The organism is Micromonospora orduensis, from assembly GCF_006228125.1.
In the GTDB taxonomy this organism is placed as follows: Bacteria; Actinomycetota; Actinomycetes; order Mycobacteriales; family Micromonosporaceae; genus Micromonospora; species Micromonospora orduensis.
In genome coordinates, this window is sequence record NZ_VDFY01000208.1 from 33,291 (window position 1) to 57,494 (window position 24,204).

At 71.9% G+C, this 24,204-nt stretch carries 20 protein-coding genes; 10 read left to right on the forward strand and 10 right to left on the reverse strand.

Annotated features, from left to right (window positions below; translation table 11 throughout):
• Window positions 1-162: 162 nt before the first annotated feature.
• From FHG89_RS23945 to FHG89_RS23960, 4 genes are all read right to left on the reverse strand, one after another.
• Window positions 163-534, reverse strand: coding sequence for a hypothetical protein (locus tag FHG89_RS23945; RefSeq protein WP_139586658.1), 372 nt, complete (start codon window positions 532-534; stop codon window positions 163-165).
• On the reverse strand, window positions 518-1,933 hold the full coding sequence (locus tag FHG89_RS23950) for an SIR2 family protein (RefSeq protein ID WP_139586659.1): 1,416 nt from the start codon (window positions 1,931-1,933) through the stop codon (window positions 518-520). Before FHG89_RS23950 ends, FHG89_RS23945 begins: the two co-directional genes overlap by 17 nt.
• A 101-nt stretch (window positions 1,934-2,034) precedes the next feature.
• Window positions 2,035-3,870, reverse strand: a complete 1,836-nt coding sequence (locus FHG89_RS23955; RefSeq protein WP_139586660.1) for a hypothetical protein — start codon at window positions 3,868-3,870, stop codon at window positions 2,035-2,037.
• Window positions 3,871-3,872: 2 nt separating this feature from the next.
• Complete coding sequence (locus FHG89_RS23960; protein ID WP_139586661.1) at window positions 3,873-4,616, reverse strand: hypothetical protein; 744 nt, start codon at window positions 4,614-4,616, stop codon at window positions 3,873-3,875.
• A gap of 108 nt (window positions 4,617-4,724) precedes the next feature.
• Between FHG89_RS23960 and FHG89_RS23965 the strand changes: the two genes are divergently transcribed.
• Window positions 4,725-6,263, forward strand: coding sequence for a class I SAM-dependent methyltransferase (locus FHG89_RS23965; RefSeq protein ID WP_244295763.1), 1,539 nt, complete (start codon window positions 4,725-4,727; stop codon window positions 6,261-6,263).
• Here FHG89_RS23965 and FHG89_RS23970 read toward each other — a convergent pair.
• Window positions 6,247-7,689 (reverse strand): FAD-dependent oxidoreductase, encoded by a 1,443-nt coding sequence (locus FHG89_RS23970; RefSeq protein WP_139586662.1) that lies wholly within the window; start codon window positions 7,687-7,689, stop codon window positions 6,247-6,249. The two genes, FHG89_RS23965 and FHG89_RS23970, sit on opposite strands and share 17 nt — an antisense overlap.
• A gap of 150 nt (window positions 7,690-7,839) precedes the next feature.
• Here FHG89_RS23970 and FHG89_RS23975 point away from each other — a divergent pair, with 150 nt between their 5' ends.
• Window positions 7,840-8,637, forward strand: coding sequence for an SAM-dependent methyltransferase (locus FHG89_RS23975; RefSeq protein WP_139586663.1), 798 nt, complete (start codon window positions 7,840-7,842; stop codon window positions 8,635-8,637).
• A 61-nt stretch (window positions 8,638-8,698) separates the two neighbouring features.
• Here the strand turns inward: FHG89_RS23975 and FHG89_RS23980 are convergent, their stop codons facing one another.
• Window positions 8,699-9,430, reverse strand: a complete 732-nt coding sequence (locus FHG89_RS23980; RefSeq protein WP_139586664.1) for a cellulose binding domain-containing protein — start codon at window positions 9,428-9,430, stop codon at window positions 8,699-8,701.
• Between the two features lie 318 nt (window positions 9,431-9,748).
• On the opposite strand from FHG89_RS23980, the gene FHG89_RS23985 reads away from it, so the two are divergent.
• The 5 genes from FHG89_RS23985 (at window position 9,749) to FHG89_RS24005 (ending at window position 15,400) form a co-directional block, all read left to right on the forward strand.
• Window positions 9,749-10,822, forward strand: coding sequence for a hypothetical protein (locus tag FHG89_RS23985; protein ID WP_139586665.1), 1,074 nt, complete (start codon window positions 9,749-9,751; stop codon window positions 10,820-10,822).
• 152 nt (window positions 10,823-10,974) lie between these two features.
• Window positions 10,975-12,393, forward strand: coding sequence for a WGR domain-containing protein (locus tag FHG89_RS23990; RefSeq protein WP_139586666.1), 1,419 nt, complete (start codon window positions 10,975-10,977; stop codon window positions 12,391-12,393).
• A gap of 103 nt (window positions 12,394-12,496) precedes the next feature.
• Entirely contained in the window at window positions 12,497-13,501 is a 1,005-nt protein-coding gene (locus tag FHG89_RS23995) for a hypothetical protein (protein WP_139586667.1), read from the forward strand.
• Window positions 13,502-13,576: 75 nt separating this feature from the next.
• Window positions 13,577-14,455: an alpha/beta fold hydrolase gene (locus FHG89_RS24000; RefSeq protein ID WP_208761081.1), complete on the forward strand. Its 879-nt coding sequence runs from the start codon at window positions 13,577-13,579 to the stop codon at window positions 14,453-14,455.
• Window positions 14,456-14,464: 9 nt separating this feature from the next.
• Window positions 14,465-15,400 carry an acetamidase/formamidase family protein gene (locus tag FHG89_RS24005; protein WP_139586668.1) on the forward strand — a complete coding sequence of 312 codons (936 nt, stop codon included), beginning with the start codon at window positions 14,465-14,467 and terminating at the stop codon, window positions 15,398-15,400.
• 55 nt (window positions 15,401-15,455) lie between these two features.
• On the opposite strand, the gene FHG89_RS24010 is transcribed toward FHG89_RS24005, so the two are convergent.
• The gene (locus FHG89_RS24010; RefSeq protein WP_139586669.1) at window positions 15,456-16,247 is read right to left on the reverse strand and encodes a S1 family peptidase; all 792 of its coding nucleotides are present in this window, start codon (window positions 16,245-16,247) and stop codon (window positions 15,456-15,458) included.
• A 209-nt stretch (window positions 16,248-16,456) separates the two neighbouring features.
• Here FHG89_RS24010 and FHG89_RS24015 point away from each other — a divergent pair, with 209 nt between their 5' ends.
• Both FHG89_RS24015 and FHG89_RS24020 read left to right on the forward strand, forming a co-directional pair.
• Window positions 16,457-17,437, forward strand: coding sequence for an ATP-binding cassette domain-containing protein (locus FHG89_RS24015; protein WP_139586670.1), 981 nt, complete (start codon window positions 16,457-16,459; stop codon window positions 17,435-17,437).
• Window positions 17,434-18,261: an ABC transporter permease gene (locus FHG89_RS24020; RefSeq protein WP_139586671.1), complete on the forward strand. Its 828-nt coding sequence runs from the start codon at window positions 17,434-17,436 to the stop codon at window positions 18,259-18,261. The genes FHG89_RS24015 and FHG89_RS24020 overlap by 4 nt, the downstream gene beginning before the upstream one ends.
• 1 nt (window position 18,262) lies before the next feature.
• Here the strand turns inward: FHG89_RS24020 and FHG89_RS24025 are convergent, their stop codons facing one another.
• From FHG89_RS24025 to FHG89_RS24035, 3 genes are all read right to left on the reverse strand, one after another.
• A complete protein-coding gene (locus FHG89_RS24025) occupies window positions 18,263-21,436 on the reverse strand; it encodes an ATP-binding protein (protein WP_139586672.1) in 3,174 nt (1,057 codons plus the stop codon).
• Between the two features lie 120 nt (window positions 21,437-21,556).
• Complete coding sequence (locus tag FHG89_RS24030; RefSeq protein WP_341874273.1) at window positions 21,557-22,684, reverse strand: cupin domain-containing protein; 1,128 nt, start codon at window positions 22,682-22,684, stop codon at window positions 21,557-21,559.
• Entirely contained in the window at window positions 22,617-23,531 is a 915-nt protein-coding gene (locus FHG89_RS24035; RefSeq protein ID WP_139586674.1) for a pyridoxal-phosphate dependent enzyme, read from the reverse strand. The genes FHG89_RS24030 and FHG89_RS24035 overlap by 68 nt, the downstream gene beginning before the upstream one ends.
• Window positions 23,532-23,722: 191 nt before the next feature.
• Here FHG89_RS24035 and FHG89_RS24040 point away from each other — a divergent pair, with 191 nt between their 5' ends.
• Window positions 23,723-24,199, forward strand: coding sequence for an STAS domain-containing protein (locus FHG89_RS24040; protein WP_167517506.1), 477 nt, complete (start codon window positions 23,723-23,725; stop codon window positions 24,197-24,199).
• Window positions 24,200-24,204 lie beyond the last annotated feature (5 nt).

Below are 24,204 nucleotides of genomic sequence, written 5' to 3' on the forward strand. Positions count from 1 at the left end.
ATGCGCGTCAAGCGTTCTCCCACCATCCGTGAGAGCGTTATCTCCGCAGGTCAGGGCCGACCGGTCAGGAGGAGATCGAATTACGCTTTTCCGCCCGCGAGCCGTGCGCCGGATGGACCGCGAGGCCCCGGGCCGTGCGGCACACGACCCGGAGCGCGACGCCTACAGCGCGGCGAAGTCCGAGTCGGGCGCGAAGCGCGAGGCGTTCTGCCGGTACCGGTTCCGCAGGAACTCCCCCAGGTCGCCGTCGACGAGGTTCGCGATCTGGGCCGAGTGCATGAGCAGGTCCGCGACGGCGGACGCCAGCGACTCACGCAGCTCGCCGACCTCGACCGCCTCGCCACGGTGGTCCGTGTGGTCCGCCGGCTCGACGAGCTTGGCGATCTTTCCGACCGTGACCGACAGGTGGATGTGGACGTGGCGCAACTTCGCGAAGGCGGGGTCCTCGATGTCCCACATCGCGTCGTCGTACGCCCGCTGTGCCTCCTGCATCGCGGCGAGGCCGGCCTCGGCCCGCTCAAGAAGCTGGCTCACCCCTGCCGTGCTTGCCACCCCAGGGAAAGACGAAGTCTCCATCGACTACCTCCTCGTAGAAGTCCACAGCGGATGTCTGTCGGGGATCGACCACCAGGGCGGCACGCCGAACCTCGTAGCCGAAGCCCTTGAGCAGCTCCGCGATCGCGTGCTGCACCCTCCCGCCCACGACCCGGTCGTCGAAGATGAGGGCGCGCGAACCCGCCGGGAAGTCCCGGATCACATTGGGAAGGAACACGTCCCACTTATCGGACTCGTGGTGGAGCCAGCCGCCGTTCGACGCCAATTTCTCGAACGCCAGATTGTGCCGGCTGCGATCGGGTCGGCGGGGAAACGTCACCGCCGCCAGCAGCGGTGGATCCTCACTGGAGTGCGCCAGGCAGTACGCCGGAGCGAAATTTCCCGGACCCGACATCGCCACCACGAAGTCGGGCGCGAAACTTCTCGCGATACGTCGGTGAAGTCGCATCAGTTTGGGGGCCAGCGACTCCCAGGTGAACTCCTTGATACCCGGTGTCGGGACCGCGTTGGCCTCCCGCACGATGTCGGCCAGATACAGCTCCAGATCGTCGTACGCGTCGCCGTAGGCCAGAGCGTTCACGCCGAGCGCCCGGAATCGGGACTGCGCGGACGCGAGTTCCTTGTTTCTGACCAGAACAGCGGGTGCGATGCCACTCGACCCGAGGGTGGATGTCAGCCACGTCGTGAGGGCCGCGAAATTCGGGTCCTCCAGGCCCTGGCCGAAACCGACGAAGACGATCGCCTTGGTGGCCAGCAGAGCGCGCAACATCGCCTGCGACTCCGAGTCACCGATGACCCGGGCGTAGCTTTCGTAACCGAAGACGATCGTCTCCGGCTCACGCCAGTGCCCGTGCAGGTGGACGATGAATCGGCCCGGCTGCTTGATCTCGTCCTGGAGATGGGAGATCCGCTGCCAGGTGGCGGCGTCCCGACCGGTGCCCTGTTCCAGGAGGCTGTCGTAGTTCGTCGTCAGGACCGGCGCCCCGGAGTCTTTCAGGACGTCGATGATGCCCCGGCGAAGCATCGGCAGGCTGCCGACCGTCTCGGCGAGAAACTTGCCGTAGTGATTACCGGGAATCTGCTTGAGGTGGCGTTCCACCTCCTGCGCCACACTGATCATCTGGGCACTGTCGGCGGTGGACGTCAGGGCCTTCAGTTTGCTCGACCGCCACCGCCCGGAAAGGGATTGATCGAGATCGACGGAACGGTCGACACCGGCCCGGATCAGCCCTTTCCACGAGGCGCTCTCCGCACCGTCCGAGGCGAGCAGAGAGACGCCGGCGCCGACGATAAAGATCGCGTCGCCGCGCCTGATTGCTTCGACGATCTCGTTCCGAAGGTAGGGACTCACCGGAACCTCCGCGTCAACCTTGATCAATTGTGCAAGGCTGCCGTCATAGTAGCGGCGCTGGTCTGGATCTTCGGACGGCGAACAATACCTATCGGTAACTAAGTTTTCCTCGCGAGACCAACCGTCCGTTATGGCCTGACGCCGTCGAGCCGGTCGATCAGCCGGGTCGCGACGTCGACAAGCGCCTCCCCGGCGAACAGGGGCCGTCCGTCGGGTCGACCGGCGGCGTACTCGCCAAGGGCTTCGGCGATCAGCGCGCGCGCTGCCGAAAGGTCACCGTCGGCGCCGGCCAGCACGGCGAGGGTGACCGCACAACCGGCGGCGCCGGGCAGGTCGTCGGCGGCCCGGTAGGTGGCGCGTAGCGCGCGCATGTCGTTGCCGACGTCCACCGGGCCGGGGCGGCCACCCAGCAGGGCGGCCAGCGCCCGCAGCAACCCCCGATGCTGCCGGACCAGCGCGAGCCGGTTGCCGTTGCGGGCCAGGCGTGCCGCCCGTCCACCCAGGACCGCGGCGCCCCGACAGAGGATGGCGACGACCGGCCAGGTCGGCCGTGGCGCGACAAGCACCAGTCGCTCCAGCAGGCGCAACGACGTCTGCTGGAGCGCGCGGTACGCGTCGCCGGCCTCCTCCGGCTGACGGCGACCGTTGCGGGTGACGACGATGACGTGCGCCGGCCGCGCGTACGCCTCGACCAGATCCGACACGATCCGTACGCCCCTGGCGTCGCGCGCCGCCCGGCCCCGCGCGATGTCGCCCAGCCGCAGCAGGCAGTGCAGCCGGGTCGCCGCGTCCGCCGCGCCGGCCGCCACCGCGCGGAACATCCGGCCCGCTCGGACCCGGTCGTCGCCGCGGGCCCGGTTGTAGAGGATCTCCGCGTGCCGCAGCCGCGCGCCCGGCGCGTCCTCGGGGAGGGCGCTGAGCATCGCCTCGGCCGCGTCCAGGTCGCCGATGTCGGCGATCAGCCACGCCCAGGACTGCGCGACCAGCTCGTCCGGATGCGCCGCGCGCAGTCGCCGCCTCCACCTCGCGAAGCGCACCCGGTAGCCGTCGCCCGCGAGGCGCACCGACGGCCAGACCGGCGGCGGGACCCCGCCGAGGAGCCCACGCAGCGCGGTGACCGCCAGCCCGTCCGGCACCCCCTGCACCAGGTCGATGCCGTGCCGGCGCGCGTCGGCCGGGACTGTCGAGGCGGCGGGCAGGCTCAGGCAGCACCAGGTGGTGGACGTACGTGCGCCCGCCGCCAGCAGCGGCCCGTACACGTCCGGGTCGCCGCCGGAGTACCCGGTGATGAGGAGACGATCGGCGAAGCCGAGACCTTCGACCGCCGCCGCGCGTTCGGCGGTGAGCTGGGCGAGTTCCTCGATGTCCACCACGACCACGTCGGCGAGCGTGCTCTGCTGCCGGTCCAGGCCGCCGTGCACCTTCAGCAGCGCGGGAGGTCGGCCGGCGCGCAGCCAGGCGGCGAACTCCTCGTGGCTGGAGACGGAGAGCAGCGCCGGCGGATCGGACGGCGCGAGCGCCCGCCAGGCCGGGAGAGCGTCGTGATAGTCGCGCGGCGCGTCGGCGGGCAGGTCCGCCCGGCCGCAGATCAGGTCGTACGCGAGCTCGATCCCCACGTCGAAGTTGACAGTGACGTGTGTGCCGCCGCGCAACAGGTGCAGCCCCGCCAGCATGTGCGCCTCGTTGGGCACGCTCACCCGCAGCGCGAAGACGCAGTCCAGAGCGTCCGGCCCGACCGTGCCCCAGAGCCGGCCGAGGACCACCTCGAGCTTGTACGCCTCCGCGCGGACGGCCTCCAGCTGCGCGTCGGTGACCAGGCCGGCCAGCCGGCGGCGCGCCGCCTCGTGCATCGTCGCCAGCACGTCGTCGCGCAGGCCGAACCCGCGGGGCAGGGCGGCTGGATCGTCACCGCTGATGCCCGCCCCGGTGAACACGGCGGCCGGCGCGACGTGGGGCCGGGCCACCGTCACGACCCGTCGGCGTCGAGCGTCGAGCGCCAGATCTCCTCGAACTGGTCGAGCCAGTACGTGTACCACTGGCCGTCGTCGCGGGTGAGGTGGATGTGCATGCGGGAGCGGATCGCGTCGTTGCGGAAGCCGTGGAACTCGACGTTCGCGTACCCGCCGGCGGCGTGCGGATTCACCGCGACCAGGCTGAACCCGGGATTGAATCCGATCTCACCCCAGGCGAAGGTGCCCTGCACCGTCCACTGCCGCATCGACGCCAGCCGCGCCCTGGTCTCGCGCAGCGAGTCGGCGGCCCGCTGCACCGGGAAGTCGAGCAGCGCGTCGAGCTGCTCCGATATCGGGTCACCCGCATCGAACTCCTGCAACACCACGACCCGGACCGTGCCGTCGGGCCGCGCCAGCGGGCCCCGGCGCAGCACGTCACAACGCTCCTCGGTGAGGAAGTTCGAACCGACCGGCGCGAAGATCCACACATCGCGGGCCGTGCGGAGGTCCTCGGTGATCGGGTTCCGGTCGTAGTCGCCGCGGTCCAGGAACCGGTCCTCCCGGTGGTTGGCGAACGCCAGCCGCAGCAGCAGGAACCCCAACCCGGCGAAGAGCAGCGACCACCGGACGCTGTCCGGCAGATCCGCGCCGACCAGCAGCAACGCCGCGAAGACGAACGCGACGACAGTGGTGGCGTACAGGTCGATGAACCGGCGGTGCCGCAGGTCCGTGAGGATGTGCCTGATTCGCCGCCGCACTCCGCCATGATGCCGGGCACGAGGTCCCGGGGTGCTCCCCCGTTCAGGTGACGCGCGGTGCCGTCTCGCTATGCTCGTGCGTCCCACATCGGCTCCGCACCACATGGGGTGGTCACGATCGGCCTGCCGCCACGGTTCGTGCTCTTCCCGGGCCGCCACCATCTGCTGACCCGTTTCCAGGCGGACTACCTCGGTCGGCTCGCCCGCTCCGACGGCACCACGATCGTCTGGGCGGTGACCTCCGCCAACCACGACAACACCAGGCGCAACCCGGTGCCGTACCACCGCCGGGAGGCCGCGATCGAGCGGTTCAGCGTGCTGACCGGGCTGCGTTCGCTCGTCGTCCCGGTCTTCGACACCGCGCCCACGGACGCCTTCGCCGAGGTGACCCTCAAGACCATCGCCGTCGCCACGGGCCTCGACCTCACCCCCGCCGACACCGTCGTGGCCTGCTCCACGCCCGCCGTCGCGAAGCTCTACGAGCGGATCGGTTTCCCGATCGCGCAGGTCGAGGCCGACGCCGAGCTCGACGTCGTCCCCGAGCGCCCCTGGGACGTGCTGCTCCGCCTGGCCGGGGGTGACCCGACCTGGCGCACGCTGGCCCACCCGGCGACGACCGACGTCTTCGAGCGTTACCGCCTGGTCGAGCAGGTCCGATCGGTGGTCAACGACCCGCTTGTCGGTGACGAGGGCGGGCTCACCGCCACCCGGGACTACCGGACGTACGTGGACGCCTTCACCGAGGCCGCCGAGCGCAAGTGGACCGCCGTACGTCGGCACGTGCAGCCCGGGCGCATCGTCGACATCGGCTGCGGCGCCGGTTCCGTGCTGGAGCTGGCCGACCGGGAGGCCGCGCTGCACGAGAGCGACCTGATCGGTGTCGAGGTCGCCCGGCACCTCTACCAGGAGTGCGTGCACAAGAAGGCGCAGGGCGTCTTCCGCAATGCCAACGTGTACTTCTACCAGCGCAACGTCCTCGGCGGCGCGATCTTCGCCGACCGTTCCGTGGACACCACGCTCACCTTCGCCCTGACCCACGAGATCTGGTCGTACGGGCGTCAGCGTGAGTCGCTGTTGCAGTTCGCCCGCCGCATCCACGACCACACCGTGCCCGGCGGAGTCTGGATCAACAGCGACGTGTGCGGACCGGCCGAGCGGCGACGCCCGGTGCTCCTGCGCCTGGCCACCGAGGACGGCGCCAACCCCCCGGCCCCGCGTCACGACCTCGCCGAACTCTCCGAAGGCGAGGTCAGGCGGTACGTCGGTGGGTTGTCGACACGGGCGCGGCTGGCCCAGTTCGCTGTCGACTTCGCGTTCCCCTTCGAGTACGAGGTTGTCGACGAGGGCAGCGTCCGGCTCGAACTCGGCTCGGCGATGGACTACCTGACCCGCAAGGACTACGTCGACAACTGGCTGTCCGAGACGCGGGAGCAGTTCTGCGGCCTCAGCTTCGACGAGTGGCTGGACCTGCTGGCGGAGGCCGGATTCGAGGTCGACCCGGCGTCCGCGCCGCTGCGGAACGACTGGGTGATCGACAACCGGATCGCCCCGGTGGCGACACTTACCGACACCGACGGTCGGCCGCTGGACTGGCCGGACACGCACCTGCTGGGGATCGCCCGGCGGCCTCTCACCGAGGAGCCCTGACGGTGGCCGGCGCTGCCGGGCGCGGCCGGAGCAGACCGAGTCGCAGCGCCCGCAGCAGGGTGCCGGGGCGGCTCAGGGTCGCCGGATGCTCCAGCATGGTGGTGACCCGACCCAGCCGGTCGTTCAGCACCGGATCGGTCAGTGACGTACGGAACAGCAGGTCACCGAACCACTTGGTGACCCGGTAACCCGGCGGGTACGGCCCGTCGACGTGCGGCAGCTCGATGTCGGCCGACGTGGAGATCTGCCAGGCGGCGTCGACGATCACCCGTACCTGCTCGAAGTACGCCCGCGCCGGCTGCTCGTGCGGTCTCGGGCCGGACCGCAGGTACGCGGACAGGCAGGAGGCGTGCAGCGTCGCGGAGGTCATGCCCTGGCCGTACACCGGGTTGAACGACGCGACGGCGTCGCCGGCCGCGACCAGCCCGGCGGGCAGCCGGTCGAGCTTGTCGAAGTCCCGTCGTCGGCTGTCGGCCTGGTGGTACGTGACCACGTCGCCGAGCATCTCCCCCCGCTCGGCGATGTCGCCGAACATCTGCGGATAGTGCTCGCGGCAGCGGGTGACGAAGTCGGCGACGTCGCGGCTGGGCCGGTCCTCGTCGTAACCGGCCACCAACATGATCCAACGGTCCCCCTCGACCGAGTTGATGCCGCCGATGCGCGCGGTACGGCCCTTGCCGGCCATGGTGTGGTAGACCGCCACCCAGGCGTCGCTGACCGTCTCGTCGCGTCTGAACAGCGCCGTCGCGTAGTTCAGTTTGATCGGCATCCGCCGCATCGGCGGCCGGGGCCAGCCATTGTCGGCAAGCCAGTCGCTCAGCCGGCTGGACCGCCCCATCGCGTCGACCACCAAGTCGGCTGACTCGACGACCGGCTCGGCGCCGCCCTCGGGCACGTACCGGGCGCCGGTGACACGTCCGTCGGCGAAGACCAGGCCGTCGGCACGCCCGTACACCATCGTGATGTTGTCGACGGCGAGGGTCCGCCGGCGTACCAGCGCCTCCAGGAACGGCCGCGTGGTGATCAGCGCCGGACCGGCGCCGGACGGCGCCGGGGGCAGGCCCAGCTCGCCGTTCACGAAGATCTTCGCCCGGGCGCCGCCGTCGCTCGGCGGCTGCGGCGCGCCGAGCGCGAGGGCCTCCTCGGCGAAGCCGGGAAACCAGCGCTCCAACTGCACCTGGCCGGCGGGCAGCAGGGCGTGCACCTGGCTGCCCTGGGGAACGCCGGGGCGCGGGCCGCCACCGACGTCGGACGGGTCACGCTCGACGATCAGCACCTCCTCGGCGTGGTCGCTCAACACCCGCGCGGCCATCAGGCCGGCGATGCTGCCGCCGAGCACCACCGCACGCCGCATCACCACGCTTGTCTGCGCCGGTCGTTCGGCGGTCGTCAACTGCGAGAAGACCCGGGACGGGGAGAGCGGCATGCGGTCACTCCTGCGGGGATCGACAACCGTGACCACCCGACCGTAGCGCCTCTCGCGGCGGCTCGGGCAGGGCTCGACAGTGGACGGCGCGGGGGTACGATCCCGGTCTGTTGTAGGTCCGTTCGTCGAACCCCTCGATAGGAGCCTGGCATGGCCGGCCCGGATGCCGAACTCGCCGCGAAGCTTCAGCCCGACGTGCCGCACGCGGCGCGGATCTGGAACTACTGGATGGGCGGCAAGGACAACTTCCAGTCCGACCGGGCGGCCGGCGACGCCGTGGCCGAGGTCTACCCGGAGATCGTCCTCATGGCGCAGCAGTCCCGCGTGTTTCTCGTGCGGGCCGTGCGCTACCTGGCCGCCGAGGCCGGCATCCGGCAGTTCCTGGACATCGGCACCGGCCTGCCCACCATGCAGAACACGCACGCGGTCGCCCAGGGGATCACGCCCGACGCGCGGATCGTCTACGTCGACAACGACCCGATGGTCCTCGTGCACGCCCGGGCGCTGCTGTCCAGCGCGACGTCCGAGGGTGTCACCACCTACGTGCCCGCCGACTACCACGACCCGGAGAAGATCCTCGCCGAGGCGGCGCAGACTCTCGACTTCGACCAGCCGATCGCCGTGATGTACATGGGCGTGATGGGCTACGAGCCGGATCTGGACGTGGTGCGCTCGATCGTCGGGCGGACGATGGACGCGATGCCGTCGGGCAGTCACCTGGTGCTGTGGGACGGCACCAACACCAGTCCGGCGGTGGTCTCCGGCGCCGAACGGCTGGCGCAGAGCGGTGGTGTGCCGTACGTCCTGCGCAGCCCGCAGGACCTCGCGAGCTGCTTCTCGGGGTTGACGATGGTCGAGCCCGGTCTGGTGCCGATCCCGCTGTGGCGCCCCGACGAGGCCGACGCGGAGGGGATCGACGCGTACGGCGCGGTGGCCCGCAAGCCCTGACCGGTGTGCCGCCGACCCGCTCGCGCCACGACGGCGGGAGCGGGGCGGCGTCGTTCACCCGTCAGCAGGTCAACGTGAGCCCGTCGGGCACCGCGCTTGTCGACACGAGCAGCCCGAACGTCGTGGCGGCGCCGGGTGCCAGCATCCCGTTGTACGGGGCGTTGCGCACGGTGACGTCGGCGCCGGCCGTCTCGGCCACACCGCCCCAGACCGTCTGGACGCGCTCGTCCCCGGACCAGCGCCAGGAGACCCGCCACGCGTCGATCGGCTCCGTTCCGGTGTTGCGGACGGTGGCCGTGGCGACGAAGCCGTTCCCCCAGCGGGCGTCGATGGTGGCCGTCGCCCGGCAGGACGACTGGGCGAGGGTGCGGGCCGGCCCACCGATGACGTACGGGTCGCGGCGGCCCTCGACGTCGCTGAACCGGTACCAGTACTCCGTGTCCGGCGTCAGCCGGTCGACGGTCACGGTCCCGTTCCGCTCCGGCCCGGACACCGCCTCCGCCACCGGGTTCAGCCACTTCATGGCGTCGTCCCGGCTGGTGTAGAGGTGGACGGTCATCGGGGTGTCGTAGCCGCAGGGCGGCCGGAAGAAGATCGAGTACGAGATGGTCAGGCTCGTGGCGGTCACCCCGGTCAGGTTGGCGGTGATCGGCAGTGCCGGCGGGCAGGCGATCGTCGGCGTCGGCGTCGGCGTGACCGACGGGGTGGGCGTGGGCGTCGCCTCGGTGGCGCTGCTCGTCGGTGTCCAGGCGGCCAGCGCCAGGGTGGTGACAGCGAGGAACATGCGGAGCATCGGTACCTCCGGTGGTTACCGGGCACCGGGTGACCGAGCTGGCTGCCGGTGCCGCACGCGGGTGTCCGGCCACCGACGAGGACTGCCCGGCACGGGTGGCGTGGCCACCTCGTACGTCCCGTGGGCCGGAGAGGACGCGGTGCGCGCTGGCTCCCGAGCACGACCGAACCACAGCATGGCAGTCGACATTCATCGATACAAGGGCGGCACGACCCCGTCGGGGACCGTCCGCCTTCTCTTCGCCGGACGGACACGCGGCGGGCGTCCGGGCCGATAATGATTCGTCTCGATCAATCGGTTCGGACACGGGAGAACACCATGCTCGATCACCGCAGCACCCTCCGGCGATCCCGGGTGGCGAGGGCACTGACCGCGGCGGGTGCCGCGGCCGTGTTGGTGGCCGCCCCGCTCGCGGCGCCGACGCCCGCCGTGGCGGCGGTCAGCCGGGCGGACCTCGCCCTGCGTTGGGCGCCCATCCACCACCAGGACGTCGACGCCACCGGTACGCACGCGCTGGGCGGCCGGTCCGACTACATCACCCGGGTCGACTTCGACGGCAACCTGGACGGTCGCGACAACTGGGACCGGGCCGGGCAGAGCGGCACCTCGCTGGCCGCACACGCCTACTACTCCGTCGTCGAGACGAGCAGCCACTGGTACATCACGTACCTGTTCTTCCACCCCCGGGACTGGACCGACCACCCGTTCTTCGAGACCGAGCACGAGAACGACGGCGAGGGCGTCCTGTTCGCGATCGAGCGCGACGGCTCCACGTACGGGGTCCTGCGCGCGGCGGTCACCGTCGCGCACAGCGACTTCTTCTCGTACACGCCGGCCGGCAGCACGTGGACCAGCGGTCGGGAGAGTGTCGACGGCACCCTGCAGTTCCAGGCGTCGCCGCACGACACGTTCCCGCATCCGGTGACCGCGCAGGAGGCGCAGGGCCACGGCCTGAAGGCCTACCCGCAGTACGCCATCAACGGTGACGGCGTCGTCTACTACCCGTCGACGGTCGCCGAGACGCCGAGCGACGGCAACGACCGGGACGTGCGGTACCAGCTGATCGACATCTTCGCCACCGGCGGCCTGTGGGCGCAGCGCGCCAACGCGAGCCTCTTCGCCGGGCTCGGCACGTTCGCCGGTGACACCTCCGGCGACTGCGGCGTCGGCACCTGGAGCTGCTCGACCAACTCGGCGAACGCGCCGTGGGGTTGGGACGACGGCAACGACGTGCCGGCCCGGGGCGAGCTGGCAAGCGACCCGGCGAAGCTCTCCGCCGAGTACTTCACGGTCCCGGCCGGCCTGGCACGCACCTACAGCCACAACCCGTACGCCACCGCCGCGGCGGCGCTCGCCGAGGCGGCGAGGACGGCACCTCCGGTCGTCGACTGATCCACTCCCCGGGTGCGCGGCCGACCCCTCGGGTCGGCCGCGCGCCGGTGCGGCCCGCGCGCCGGATCTTGTCGGGGGTCGCGGTTAGCGTGTGGGCACTGTCGCCGCGCCGGCCACGTCGGGCCGGTAGCTGACCCCCCTCGGAGGCCCCCATGTCCCAGGAGACGACCTACCTCGAACTGTCCGAAGTGGACGGTGCCCACAAGTTCTACGAGGTCGTCGTCGACGACGCCACGCTGACCGTGCGCTACGGCCGGATCGGCGACCAGGGGCAGGTCAAGGCGAACGCCTACCCGGACAACGCCCGCGCCCGCGCGGCCGCGGCGAAGAAGATCGGAGAGAAGGTCCGCAAGGGGTACGCCCCGGCGGTCCCCGGCGTCCGGCAGAAACGCAGCGTCTCGCGGCGGCAGATCGTCAGCACCCGTTCCACGGCGCACACCGCGCCCGTGCTCTGGCGGTACGACTCCGGTGCGCCCGCCTTCGGCATCTTCGTCGACGACGAGCACTGCATGGTCGGCAACGAGCACGGGGTGATCACCACCCTCGGGCACGACGCCCAGGTGCGCGGCCAGGTCCGCCTGCCCGACGGGGTGAAGTGCATAGTCGCCGACGACTCCTGGGTCTACGCCGGCTGCGACGACGGCAACGTCTACGACCTCTCCGGCAAGGTGCCCCGGGTCGCCTACGCGATCGCCCCCGAGATCGACATCTACTGGCTCGACATCCACGACGGCGTCCTCGGCGTCTCGGACGCCGACGGCGGGATCGCCGCCATCGACCACGAGGACGAGTTCCTCTGGCGTCGTCCCGGGCGGGGCCGCTCGGCCTGGATGGTTCGCTGCGACGCCGACGCGCTCTACCACGGCCACTCCCAGGGCGTGACCGGCTTCGACTGGCGCACCGGCCGCGAGCTGTGGCACACCAGGACCGGTTCGGTGCTGTTCGGTTGGCAGGAGCGCGGCAGCGTGTTCGCCGGGACGGGCACCCGTGAGGTGGTACGCCTGGCCAAGGACGGTCGCGTTGAGCGCAGCTACCGGTGCGACGCCCCGGTCTTCTCCTGCGCGACGGCCCAGGGCGGGGAGTACGTCTTCGCCGGCGACAGCCAGTCCTCGATCTACTGCTTCGACGCGGCCGGTAACCGCCTGTGGAAGCTCGGCACCGGCTGCGGCTCGGCGTACTCGATGCAGTATCACGACGGTCGGCTCTACGTGGTGACCACCGGCGGTCACCTGGCCTGCGTCGACGCCAGTGAGCCGGCGATCCGGGCGGCCCAGGTCGGCGACGTGCCGCAGGTGCGCGACATCAAGGCGCCCCGCGAGGCGCCGCGCACCGTGCAGCCGACGATCGTCGAGGTGACCGGCGACTCCGGCGCCGGCGTCGTGGTGCAGTGCCTGGACGATCGGGGGCGACTGCGGGTGCAGGTGGTGTCCGACGGGTACCGGCGCGACTGGTCGGTGCAGTTCCCCAAGGGCATCCGGGAGCCGGGCGCCCGCTACCTGGTGACCGAGGTCCGCGAGTCCGGCCGGGGTGGGTTCTACCGGGCGTACGGCGACATCCGTCGGTTGCGCTGATCCCTGGCCGGCCCGGTCGGTCGCCCCGCGCCCCGCCGTACACAATCGGGTTGTCCGGTGTCGGTACGCGGGCGACCATGGTCGGCATGGCGGGAGCTCGGGTGTGAGGTCGCCACTTCAGGGCGGGCTGCCGCCGACGGGCGCGGTGGTCGGCGCCGTCGTGGAGATCGCCTGCGACGAGTCGGGGTTCTCGGGCACCAATCTGCTGCACTCGACCGCCCCGGTGATCACGCACGCGAGTGTCGACCTGGTCGTCGACGAGGCCGTCGCGCTCATCACCGCGCTGCGGTCCGGGTTCCGGTTCTCGCCGCACGAGTTCAAGTCCGGGCACTTCCTGCGCCGCTCGGGCGCGGACGAGGCCCTGGAATGGTTCCTCGCGGCGTTGGCCGGTCGCGCGCACGTCCACCTGATCGACAAGGAGTTCTTCCTCGTCACCCGCATCGTCGACTTCCTGCTGACCGAGCCGTCGTACGCGGCCGGCACCCGCCTGGCCCGCGACCACCATCCCGCCTCCCTCGCCCTGTACGAGGCCGGACGCTCGGCCGGGAGCGACTGGGCCGCCTTCCTGTCGGCGTTCGTCGATCTCGTCCGGATGAAGCGGCGGTTGCCGGTCGACCGGACGGTGCAATGGTTCTTCCAGGCCCGGGACGCGCTGCGGCGGCACCGGCTCGGCGTGGCGGCGGACGCCGTCCTCGACGGGCTCGACCCCTGTCGCGTGCGGGCCCTGGTGGCCCGGCTCGACGGGGACGACCGGTCGGTCCCTCCGCCGCTGGAGCCGTTGTTGCCGGCGCTGGCGGAGACGGTCCTGTCGTGGAGTGACGGCCGGCGGCAGGTGCTGGTGACGCACGACGAGCAGAGCGCCCTGACGGCCGACCGGTTGACCCGTCTCCAGCGGGTGCTGGCCACCGGAGGTGCCTCGGTGGCGGACGCCGACCCGACCGGGGTGTTGCCCGACGGGGTGTCGCCCCTGGCCGGACTGGTGACTGTGGACTCCCGCGACGATCCGCGCGTGCAGGTCGCGGACCTCCTCGCGGGGGTGGCCCGGCGGATGCCGCACATCATCGACGGGACGCTCCGCCAGCCGCCGCCGCGTCGTCGGGGCGGGTGACAGGCACGACGGGCCGACTCGCGGGCGATCCTCGTCGCACCCGGAACCGGCCCCGCCGGTCGTAGGCTCACCGACATGACGGACATCCGGACGCACACCCTCTCCATCCCCGGCGTCGAGCTCGTCCACGACGTCCGCGGCCCGCTGCCTCCTTCCGGCGGCCACCGTACGTTGCTCATGATCGGCCAGCCGATGACGGCGGACGGTTTCGGAGCGCTCGCCCCGCACTTCACGGACCGCACAGTCGTCACCTACGACCCGCGCGGCCTGGGTCGCAGCGTCCGCACGGACGGCCGGTCCGACCACACGCCGCAGCAGCAGGCGGCCGACCTGCACGCGCTGATCGAGGCGCTCGGCGTCGGGCCGGTCGACGTGTTCGCCAGCAGCGGCGGCGCGGTGACCGCCCTCGAACTGGTCGCCACCCACCCCGAGGACGTCGCCACGCTTGTGGCACACGAACCGCCGATCAACGCCGTCCTGCCCGACGCCACGGCCGCCGAACGCGCCCGGGCCGGCTTCTACGAGGCGTACCAGGCGAAGGGCCGCGGCGCGGGGATGGCCTCGTTCATCGCGATGACGTCCTGGCAGGGCGAGTTCACCGACGCCTACTTCGCCCAGCCCACCCCCGACCCGGCGATGTTCGGCATGCCGGCCGACGACGACGGCACCCGCGACGATCCGCTGCTGTCGAAGAACTCGTGGGCGATCACCGACTACCGGCCCGACGCCACAGTGCTCACCGCGGCCCCGACCCGGATCGTGATCGCGGTCGGCGAGGAGTCGGCGGGGACATACACCGCGCGTACGGCCCTGGGCACCGCGGCGTTGCTCGGCCAGGAGCCCGTGGTGTTCCCCAGCCACCACGGCGGGTTCCTCGGCGGCGAGTTCGGTTACGCCGGCAAGCCCGAGGAGTTCGCCACCCGACTGCGGGACGTCCTGGACGCCGGGGCATAGCCTGCCCAGATGCGACACACCCTCACCCCTGGCGACGACACCCTGCACGGCCACTTCTCCGTCGACTTTCCGCCGGTGCTGACAATCGACCCCGGCGACACCGTCATCTACCGCACCCTGGACTGCTGGTGGTCGGCCGGCCCGTACCCCGGTGGGTACAACGGCGACCGCCCCCGGGTTCCGCAGCGCCAGCCGGACCACGGGCACGCGCTGATCGGCCCGGTCGCGGTGCGCGGCGCCCGCGCCGGCCAGACCCTTGAGGTACGCGTCGACGCGATCACCCCGGGCACCTGGGGCACCACCGTGGCCGGTGGCTGGCCGAGCGGCTTCAACGAGCGCTACGGCGTCGAGCACGACCAGGTGGTGCACTCCTGGGAGCTGGACCCGGTGGCGATGACCGGCCGCAACCAGCACGGCCACACGATCGCGCTGCGCCCGTTCATGGGGGTGCTCGGTATGCCGCCGGCCGAGCCGGGGCGGCACTCGACGACCCCGCCCCGACCGCACGGCGGCAACCTGGACTGCAAGGACCTGACGGCCGGCAGCACCCTGCTGCTGCCGATCCCGGTCGACGGCGCGCTGTTCTCGGTCGGGGACGGGCACGCCGCGCAGGGCGACGGGGAAATCGGCGGCACCGCGATCGAGTGCCCGATGGAGGAGGTGACGCTGACCTTCGACGTCCGGGACGACTTCCCGATCACCGGCCCGGTGGCCCGTACCCCGGACGCCTGGTTGACGCTCGGCGTCGGCGCGTCCCTCGACGACGCCACGTTCATGGCCCTGAACTCGATGCTCACCCTGCTGCAACGGTCACACGGTGTCAGCCGCGCGGACGCCGCCGCGCTGGCAAGCGTCGCGGTCGACGTACGGGTGACGCAGATCGTCAACGAGACCGTCGGCGCCCATGCGGTGCTCCGCGACGACGCGTTGCGCTTTCCCGGCTGACGACCCTCGGGCGGCCCGGACAGCGTCGTCCGGACCGCCCGCTGGGCCGTGCGGGTCAGCCGCCGAGGCTCGCGGCTGCCGAGGCGATCGTCGAGGCGAAGTAGCTCACCTGGGTGTAGACGCCCGGGTAGTTGGGTCGGGCGCAGCCGTTGCCCCAGCTGACGATGCCGACCTGGATCCAGGCGTTGTTGGCGTCGCGGCGGAACATCGGGCCACCGGAGTCACCCTGGCAGGTGTCGACGCCGCCGCTGGCGTACCCGGCGCAGATCTCCTGGGCGGCGATGATGTCGCCGCCGTAGTAGGAGTTGCAGGTCGAGTCGCTGACGAACGGCACGGTCGCCTTGAGCAGGTAGCGCTGCTGGGCGCCACCCTCGCGGGCGGCACCCCAGCCGGCGACGGTGAAGGTGCCGCTGTCGTAGGCGGTCGTGGTGGCGATCGGCAGGGTGCTCAACCCGGTGACGGGGGTGGCCAGCCGGATCAACGCCCAGTCCCGGCCACTGCCGTTGTAGCCGGGGGCGCGGTAGACGTAGTTCGACCGGACGGTGATCCGGCTGGACGACTGGAGGTCGACCTCGCCGAGGGTCGCGGTGATGCTGGTGTTGGTGCCGGTCGAGCCCACGCAGTGCGCCGCGGTGAGCACCAGCCGGGGGCTGTACAGCGCCCCGCCGCAGCCCATCGAGAGACGCACCATGAACGGGAACTCGCCCTGGGCGGCGCGGGTGCCGCCGACGACGTTCGGGGTGATCGGGCTGTCGGCGGCGGCCGGAGCCGTGAGCGTGAGGCTGCCCGCGGTCACCGCGGCCAGCGCGGTGGCCAACAGGCCGGTGAGGGTGCGCCAGCGAACCATGCATTCCTCCGCATCGGTACGGCACGCCTCGTGAGCGCACCTGATCGAGATAGCGGTCATCATATTGATATACGTGGATGTTGCGGGTCATCCCCTCTGGGTCGTACTCCCCGCGTTATGGGTCCACCGGCCCGCCCACCCGGCCGTGTCGGTGGCGGTGTCGGTGCCGTGTCGGCGCGGTGTCAGGAGACCGGCGCAGGCTGTGGGACATGACAGCTGACCTGGTGATCGAGGCCGAGGGCCTCGTCAAGCACTTCGGGAAGACGAGGGCGCTACAGGGCGTCGACCTCGCCGTACCCCGGGGGACGGTGCTCGGGGTCCTCGGACCCAACGGCGCCGGAAAGACCACCGCCGTACGCATCCTCTCCACGCTCCTCACCCCGGACTCCGGCACCGCCCGGATCGGCGGTTTCGACGTCGTCCGCGACGCCGAGCGGGTCCGCCAGAGCATCGGCCTCACCGGCCAGTACGCCTCGGTCGACGAGGACCTGACCGGACGGCAGAACCTGGAACTGTTCGGGACGCTGCTGGAGCTGGGCCGCGTCGGCGCCCGGAGGCGGGCCGCCGAACTGCTCGACTGGTTCGACCTGACCGAGGCCGCCGGCCGGCCGGCGAAGACGTACTCCGGCGGCATGCGCCGGCGGCTGGACCTGGCCGCCAGCCTCGTCGGATCACCGGATGTGATCTTCCTGGACGAGCCGACGACCGGCCTCGACCCGGCCAAGCGCGAGGACATGTGGGAAGTGGTCCGGTCGCTCGTCACAAACGGCTCGACGGTGCTGCTCACCACCCAGTACCTGGAGGAGGCCGACGCGCTCGCCGACTCGATCACGGTGATCGACCACGGGCGGGTCATCGCGCACGACACCCCCGAGGGGCTCAAGCGGGTGGTCGGCGGGCAGACCCTGGAGGTCCGGCCGTCCGATCTCGCGGACCTGCCCCGGATCGCGGCGATCCTGTCCGAGGTCGGCTCCGGCGCGCAGGCCGACGAGATCCGCAAGGGCGTGCTCGCGGTACCGGTCACCGACGACCGGGCGCTGACCGAGAGCGTCGCGCGGTTCGCCGCCGTCGGCATCGCGGTCACCGAACTCTCCCTGCACCTGCCGAGCCTCGACGAGGTGTTCTTCACCCTCACCGGGCGTACGGCATCCGAGGACGACACCACCCACCGCACGGAGGTCGCGGCATGAGCACCCTGGTCGGCGCACCACCCACGGCGAGCCCCGCCCTGTCGACGGCCGCCCCGAACCCACGACCGTTCCGGCTCGTACGACACTCGTTGGCACTCGCCAAGCGCAGTCTCATCAAGACCTGGCGTACCCCCGAGGCCCTGATCGACGTCACGCTGCAACCGGTGCTGTTCCTCGTCATCTTCGTGTACGTCTTCGGGGGCGCGGTCGCCGGCTCCACCCACGACTACCTGCAGTTCCTGCTGCCCGGCATCCTGGCGCAGACCATCGCGACGGGTGCCATCGCGATCGGCGTCAACCTCAACACCGACATCGCCAAGGGCATCTTCGACCGCTTCCGGTCGCTGCCGATCCCCCGCTCCGCACCGCTGGTCGGCGCGGTACTGGGTGACGTCGTCCGGTACGTGATCGTCACGGTCTCGACCCTCGCGATCGGCTACCTGATGGGCTTCCGGATCGAGACCGACCCGTTCCGGGCGATCGCCGGCTGCCTGCTCGCGGTGCTGTTCGCGCTCTGCCTGAGCTGGCTACCGGTCTACGTGTCGATGAAGGTACGCACCCCCGGGGCCGTGCAGGGCCTGATGTTCGCGCTGATCATGCCGCTGAGCTTCGCGTCCAACGTGTTCGTCGCCGCCGACACCCTGCCCGGCTGGATGCGGGCCTTCGTGGACGTCAACCCGATGACCCACCTGGTGGATTCGGTACGCGGGCTGTTCCTCGGCACTCCGCTCGGCTCGCACGTGTGGTGGACCCTCGCCTGGTGCGTCGGCTTCGTGGCGGTGTTCATGCCACTGGCGCTGCGCGCGTACCGCCGGAAGATCTGACCTACGCGAGCAGGTCGTCCATCAGCTCGCGGATGCGGGCCACCACGACGGCGACCGGCCGCTCGCGCCACGCGGCCAGCAACGGCTCACGCTGCTCCTCGACCCCGAGGGCGGCGGTGAGCCGTTCCGCGTTCCCGGGTGGGAAGAACGACCCGACGTGCGAGCCGATCCGCGTGCCGAGCGCGAACAGTTCGCGGGCGACCGGACCGTCACCTCCGTGGGCGGCCAGCTCGGCGCCGCCCAGCGCCCACGCCCCGATCACCGGCAGGTCCCTGGAGGCGAACGCCTCGTCGCGGGACAGCGTCAGCAACGCGGCGGCGTCCGCCTCCGCGGCCGGGTCCGGCCGTACCTGCCCCAGCCGCAGACGCAGGACGGCCACCGCGACCCGGAGGACGACACGCGCCTGCGGCTGCGCGCCGGCCCCTGCGGCCAGGAGCCGGGTCACCCCCTCGGCGTGGACGAGGGCCTCGTCGAAGCCCTCACGCTGCCACGCGAGGTGAGCCAGCCCGAGCCGCGCCTGGGCGGCGTCGACCTCCTCGGCCTCGCCCAGCGTCGCCGTGTCCACGAGCCGCCGCTCCGCGTCCCGGTCGCCGGTCAGGGCGAGCTGCACGTCCAGCCGGACCCGGATCGAGCGGGCGTCCTGCGCGGCGCCGACCAGCTCCATGTGCCGGATGCTGCGGGCCAGCCAGTCGGTCGACCGGGTGTCGTCGCGCGGCATGAGGAACTGCCCGACGGCTCCCGCCGCCATCGCCATCCCCCAGTGGTCACCGGCCACCTCGAAACGGCCGTACGCCTGCTCGGCGTCGACCACCGACGCCTCGGGCATGCCACCATTCTCCCGGATGGCGGCGCGGGCGAAGAAGCCGAGCCCCTGGACGTACGGGTCCGGGTGGGTGATCAGTTCGGTGACGCCCTTCGCACTCTGCTCCGGGTCGGACGTGTCGAACTCCGGCAACGCCGACGCGAGCGCGGTCTGCCGGACCGACACCTGGGTGGGCCGTTCGGCGAGTACCGTCCGCAGCGCCCGGCGGGCGATGGCGGCGAGCCGCAGCTCGCCGCTGATGCCGGCGTTGACCCCGACCAGCAGGCCCGTCCGGACGATCCGGTCGGCGTCGGGCAGTGGCCGCCCCGTCGCCCGGCCGTGCAGGAGCGCGGAGCGTCGCCGTCGCCGCGGCTCGTCGACGTGCAGCAGGCCCCGCGCCCAGCCGAGGACCTCCAGGTGCAGGCCGCGTACGGACCACAGGTGGAACAGCGCGGTGGCGACGTCGACCGAGGCCGGTTCGTCGTCGACAGCGAGCGACCAGCGCAGAGCCGCGACCAGATTGTCCTGCTCGGCGGCGCAGCGGGCGAGCGCCTCGATCTGACCCGGGCCGACGAACCGGTCGGCGAGCGTCACCGCCTCCGTCCGGCCCCAGTCGACCAGGCCGGCCATGGCCGCGTCCCGGTCACCGGCCGCGTCGAGCCGGGCTTCGCCGTACTCGCGGACGGTTTCGAGCATCCGGTAGCGGGGCGGCCCCTCCCCCTCGACCAGGGTCAGCAGGGACTGTTCGACGAGCGTCGCCAGACCGCGCCGTACGTCCGGGGTTCCCGCGACCGAGGCGGCGAGATCGGCGGTGAACGCGGCGGGGACGACCGCCACCCGCTGGAGCAGCTCACGGTCGTCCGGGGCGAGCAGCTCGCGGCTCCAGTCGACCATCGCCCACAGGCTCGCGTGCCGCTCCGGCAGGCCGCGCAGCGCGTCGTCGAGCAGCGCGAACCGGTCGGTCAGACCGGCGAGCACGTCGTCGATCGGCATGTGCCGCAGCCGCGCGGCGGCCAGTTCGAGCGCCAACGGCAGGTTGTCGAGCCGGTGGCACAGGGCGAGCGCCCGTTCGTCGTCCCAGGTCGGCACCGCGCCGCCGGCCCGCGCCCGGGACTCGATCAGGGCGAGCGCGTCGGCGTCCGGCAGGGCGGTGAGCCGGTGCACCAGTTCGCCGGCCAGGCCCAGCGGCGCCCGGCTCGTCGCGAGGACAGCGACCTCCGCGGACGTCACCGCCACCAGGTCCGCGACGACGGTGGCCGCCGCGTCGAGGACGTGCTCGCAGTTGTCCAGCACCAGCAGCCCGTCGAGGTCCGGCGCCACGGCGCGCAGCCGCTCCACCGGGTTGAGGACCCGCCGTTCCAGACCCAGGTTGCCGCCGGTCGCCGACGTGTCCGCACCGCCCAGCGCGGCGAGCACCGTGGGCAGCACCTCGTCGGGTGAGCGCAGACCGGCCAGCTCGATCACGCGTACCGCCTGCCCGGCCGCCGCCGCGCGCCGCGCCACCTCGGCGGCGAGGCGGGTCTTGCCCGCCCCGCCGGTCGCCACGATCGTCACCAGCGCCGTCCCGGTCAACGCGTCGGTGACGGCTTCGACGTCACGCTCCCGCCCGACGAGGGCGGTCAGTGGCCGGCGCCACGCGGCGGGCAACGTGATCCGTGCCGGCTGCCGGGTCGGCGCCACGACGGTCGGGGTGGTGAGTTCGCCGCGCAGCAGGGCCAGGTGGACCTCGGCGATCACCGGCGACGGGTCGGTGCCGTACCGGTCGGCCAGGTCGGCGCGCAGCCGCTCGATCACCTCCAGGGCCTCGGCGTCGCGGCCCTGGGCGGCGAGCACCCGGACCAGCAGCGCGGCCGACGGCTCGTCCGGCGGGGTACGCGCGGCGAGCCGGCGCAGGTCCGCCTCGTCGAACGGCCCCGCACCGGCGAGCGCCGCCCGCGCGCGCAGCGCGGCGACGTCGGCGAACAGGCGGGCGTCCTCGGTGGCGTCGAGATCCGGGACCTCGGGGAACAACTCCCGCGCCCGGTCGGCCGCGTCCCGGGCAGCCGACGGATCCCCGGCCCGGAGCGCGGAGTTCGCCCGCTCGACGAGTGCCCGCGCCTCGACCACGTCGACGGTGATCTGGTCGGATGGCAGCCGGTATCCGCCCGGCACCGCGACGACCGGCAGCCCGAGACGGCGTACCCGCGACACCAGCGCCTGGACGGCGCCTGTCGCGTCGTCCGGCGGGGCGCCGTCCCACACGGCGTCCACGAGCAGCGCGGTGGAGACCGCCCGCCCACGCGCGTCGACAAGCGCGCGCACCACGGCCGCGAGCCGCTCGCCCCGGACCGGTCGACCGTCGACGGCGAGCGGGCCGAGGATCGTGATCTGCACGCACCCAGCATCCCCCACCCGCGTTCGCGGGCCGTCGGCAACCCGACGGACGTACCGGTCAGCTGTTGTCGTGCCGATGTCGCACGTCAGGGATAGTTGTCGCCGGGACCTCGCGTACGGTCAGATCACTGTCTGTTTGGTGGCCGGCAGCTCGTCGATGATCGACTTCTCCACGTTGATCGTGTCGGCGATGATCTCGTGGGGTGTGTTCGCCATCCACTGCATCACCGAGATGTCCTCGAACCGGGGATGCTTGAACATCTCCAGGAACACCAGCGGCTCGTCACCGGTGTTCTCGATGTAGTGGCCGTAGGCGAAGGGCACGTAGCCGACGTCGCCGGCCTGGAAGTCGAACGTGCGGGCGCTGGCCTGGGCCGCGTACACGCCCATCCGTCCGGTGCCCGAGATGTAGTACTGCCACTCGTCGTTGGTCGGATGCCAGTGCAGCTCGCGCATCCCCCCGGGTTCAACATCCACGAGGGCGGCGGCGGTGGTGGACGCGGCGAAGTTGGTCGAGTCGGTGATCCGGACCGATCCACCACGGAAGCGCTGCGGGGTCTGGGCGGTCATCCGGTGTTTGAAGCTGCGCGGGATGTCGCCGGTGGGGCTGAGCACCCGGTCGCTCTGCAGGGGCGGCGGGACGTCGCCCTGGAAGATGTACTTCTCCCGCTCGGGCAGGTTCTCCATCTGTTCCCTCGTCCAGCCGAAGTTCTTCGCCAGCACGTGCCGGGGCGTGTGCGCGAAGAAGTCGCTGAGCAGGAACGTGTTGTTCTCCGAGAAGGCACCGTCGTCGAAGACCAGCAGGAACTGCGCCCCGTCGTCGAGTGCCTGGATGTTGTGCGGCACCCCCTGCGGGAAGAACCACAGGTCGCCCGCCTTGACGTCCTCGATGAAGTTGCGCCCCTCATGGTCGACGGCGCTGATACGGCAGCTGCCGCTGAGCATGTACGCCCACTCCGATCCGGGCCGGAACGGCTCCGTACCGGTCCGATGGTGGCCTCGGCCGCGGCGGTCGCCTGGCAGTTCTCCGCGACGCCTGGCGAGGTGACGCCTGCTGCGCCCCCCGGCACCGCCCTGCGCTCCCCCGCCGGGAGGCGTACGGGCTGCGGCCCCCGAGCCCGGGGCCGAGGAGCGCGTCACACGGGCGTGAACCGTCGCCACCTCGACTCCGTCCGGGTCATTAAGGAGTCGGACCGGCCGGAGTGAGGTCCCCGACCTCGGGATGACCGAAGAGTCCCGGCAGTCCACCGCTGTGCACGAAGACGACCCGGTCGCCGTGCGGGAAGCTGCCGGCCAGCAACGCCGCCATCGCCCGACCCGTGTACGTCGGATCCAGGAACACGCCCTCCTCGCGGGCGGTCGCGTACAGGGCCGCCCGCACGGCGTCGGTGACCGTGCCGTAACCCTCGCCCACCTGCGACCCGTCGATGCGCAACGCGGCCGGCTCGACCTGACCACCCAGCAGGCCGGCAACCGTGGCGCGGGGGTCGGGTACCGCACCGGTGTCCACGCCGATCACCCGCTCGGCGCCCAACTCGCGGACCAGCCCGGCCATCATGCCGCCGGAGGCGAGCGCCACCACGACCTCGGCCCCGTCGATGTCCGGCACCTGGGCGCGCAGCTCCCGGCCACAGTCCACGTAGCCCTGGACCGACGCGGGCGAGGACCCGCCCAACGGAATGACATACGCCGACCGTCTCTCCGCCTCGACCGCCACCACCTCGGCGAGCGGCCGGTCCCCGCTCCAGACGATCTCCGCGCCGGCCAGCTCGTCGAGGAGCAGGTTGCCGTGCCGGTCCTGGGCGGGCGGACCGGCGAGCACCAGCACGCAGGCCAGGCCCAGACGTGCCGCCGCTGCGGCGGTCAGTCGCGCGTGGTTGCTCTGCGGCCCACCCGAGGTGATCACCGTGGCGGCACCGAGGGCTACCGCCTCCGCGCAGGTGTAGCGCAGCTTGCGGATCTTGTTGCCACCTCCGCCGAGCCCACCGAGGTCGTCGCGCTTGAACCACAACTCCGCCAGCCCCAGCCGGGCGGCGAGGCGCGGCGCGGCCTCCAGGGGGGTCGGCCAGGTACCGAGGGAGACCGGGGTCGTCATCCGCACAGCTAACCACCCGCTCCCGGTACGCGGCTCTGTCCGCGCCACGCCGCCCCGACGACCGGCTGTTTCACCTCCGCGGACGGCGGGTAGGGTGACTGTCGGGTCAAGACATGCGCCCTCCAGTGGTCAACCCTGCCTCGGCACCGCGCCGGCGGGTGGGCCACCCTCGTCGAGGGCGGAGACAGCATGTGACAGACCAATTCCCCGACCGCCGGCCGTTACCACCCGGCCTGCACACGCCGATCATGTCCCTGGCCTGGAGCCGCGACGGCTCCACCAGTTTGATCACCGTCGCCGGTGAGATCGACATGAGCAACGCCCACCTGCTCCCCGAGCTGGTGGAGTTTCTGTGCCAGTCGCCCGTACCCCTGATCGCGGTGGACCTGTCGGCGGTTCGCTTCCTCGGCGCACACGGGATCACCGCCCTGCTCCAGGCCAGCAAACTCGTCACCTCGGCCGGAGCCCGGCTCACGCTGCGTGACCCCTCACCGTTCGTGCTCCGCGTCCTCGGCGCGGCCGGGGTGATGCCTCACCTGGACCTCGACGGTGCGCCCAGGCCGGGCGGCGCTGCGCCCACTGGCGTCGTCCTGCGGCTTGCCCGCCCCCCACCGGCGCGAACGTCCGCAGACCGCCTGGCCGGACAGCGCCCACATTCCCCCAGCTGAAGGAG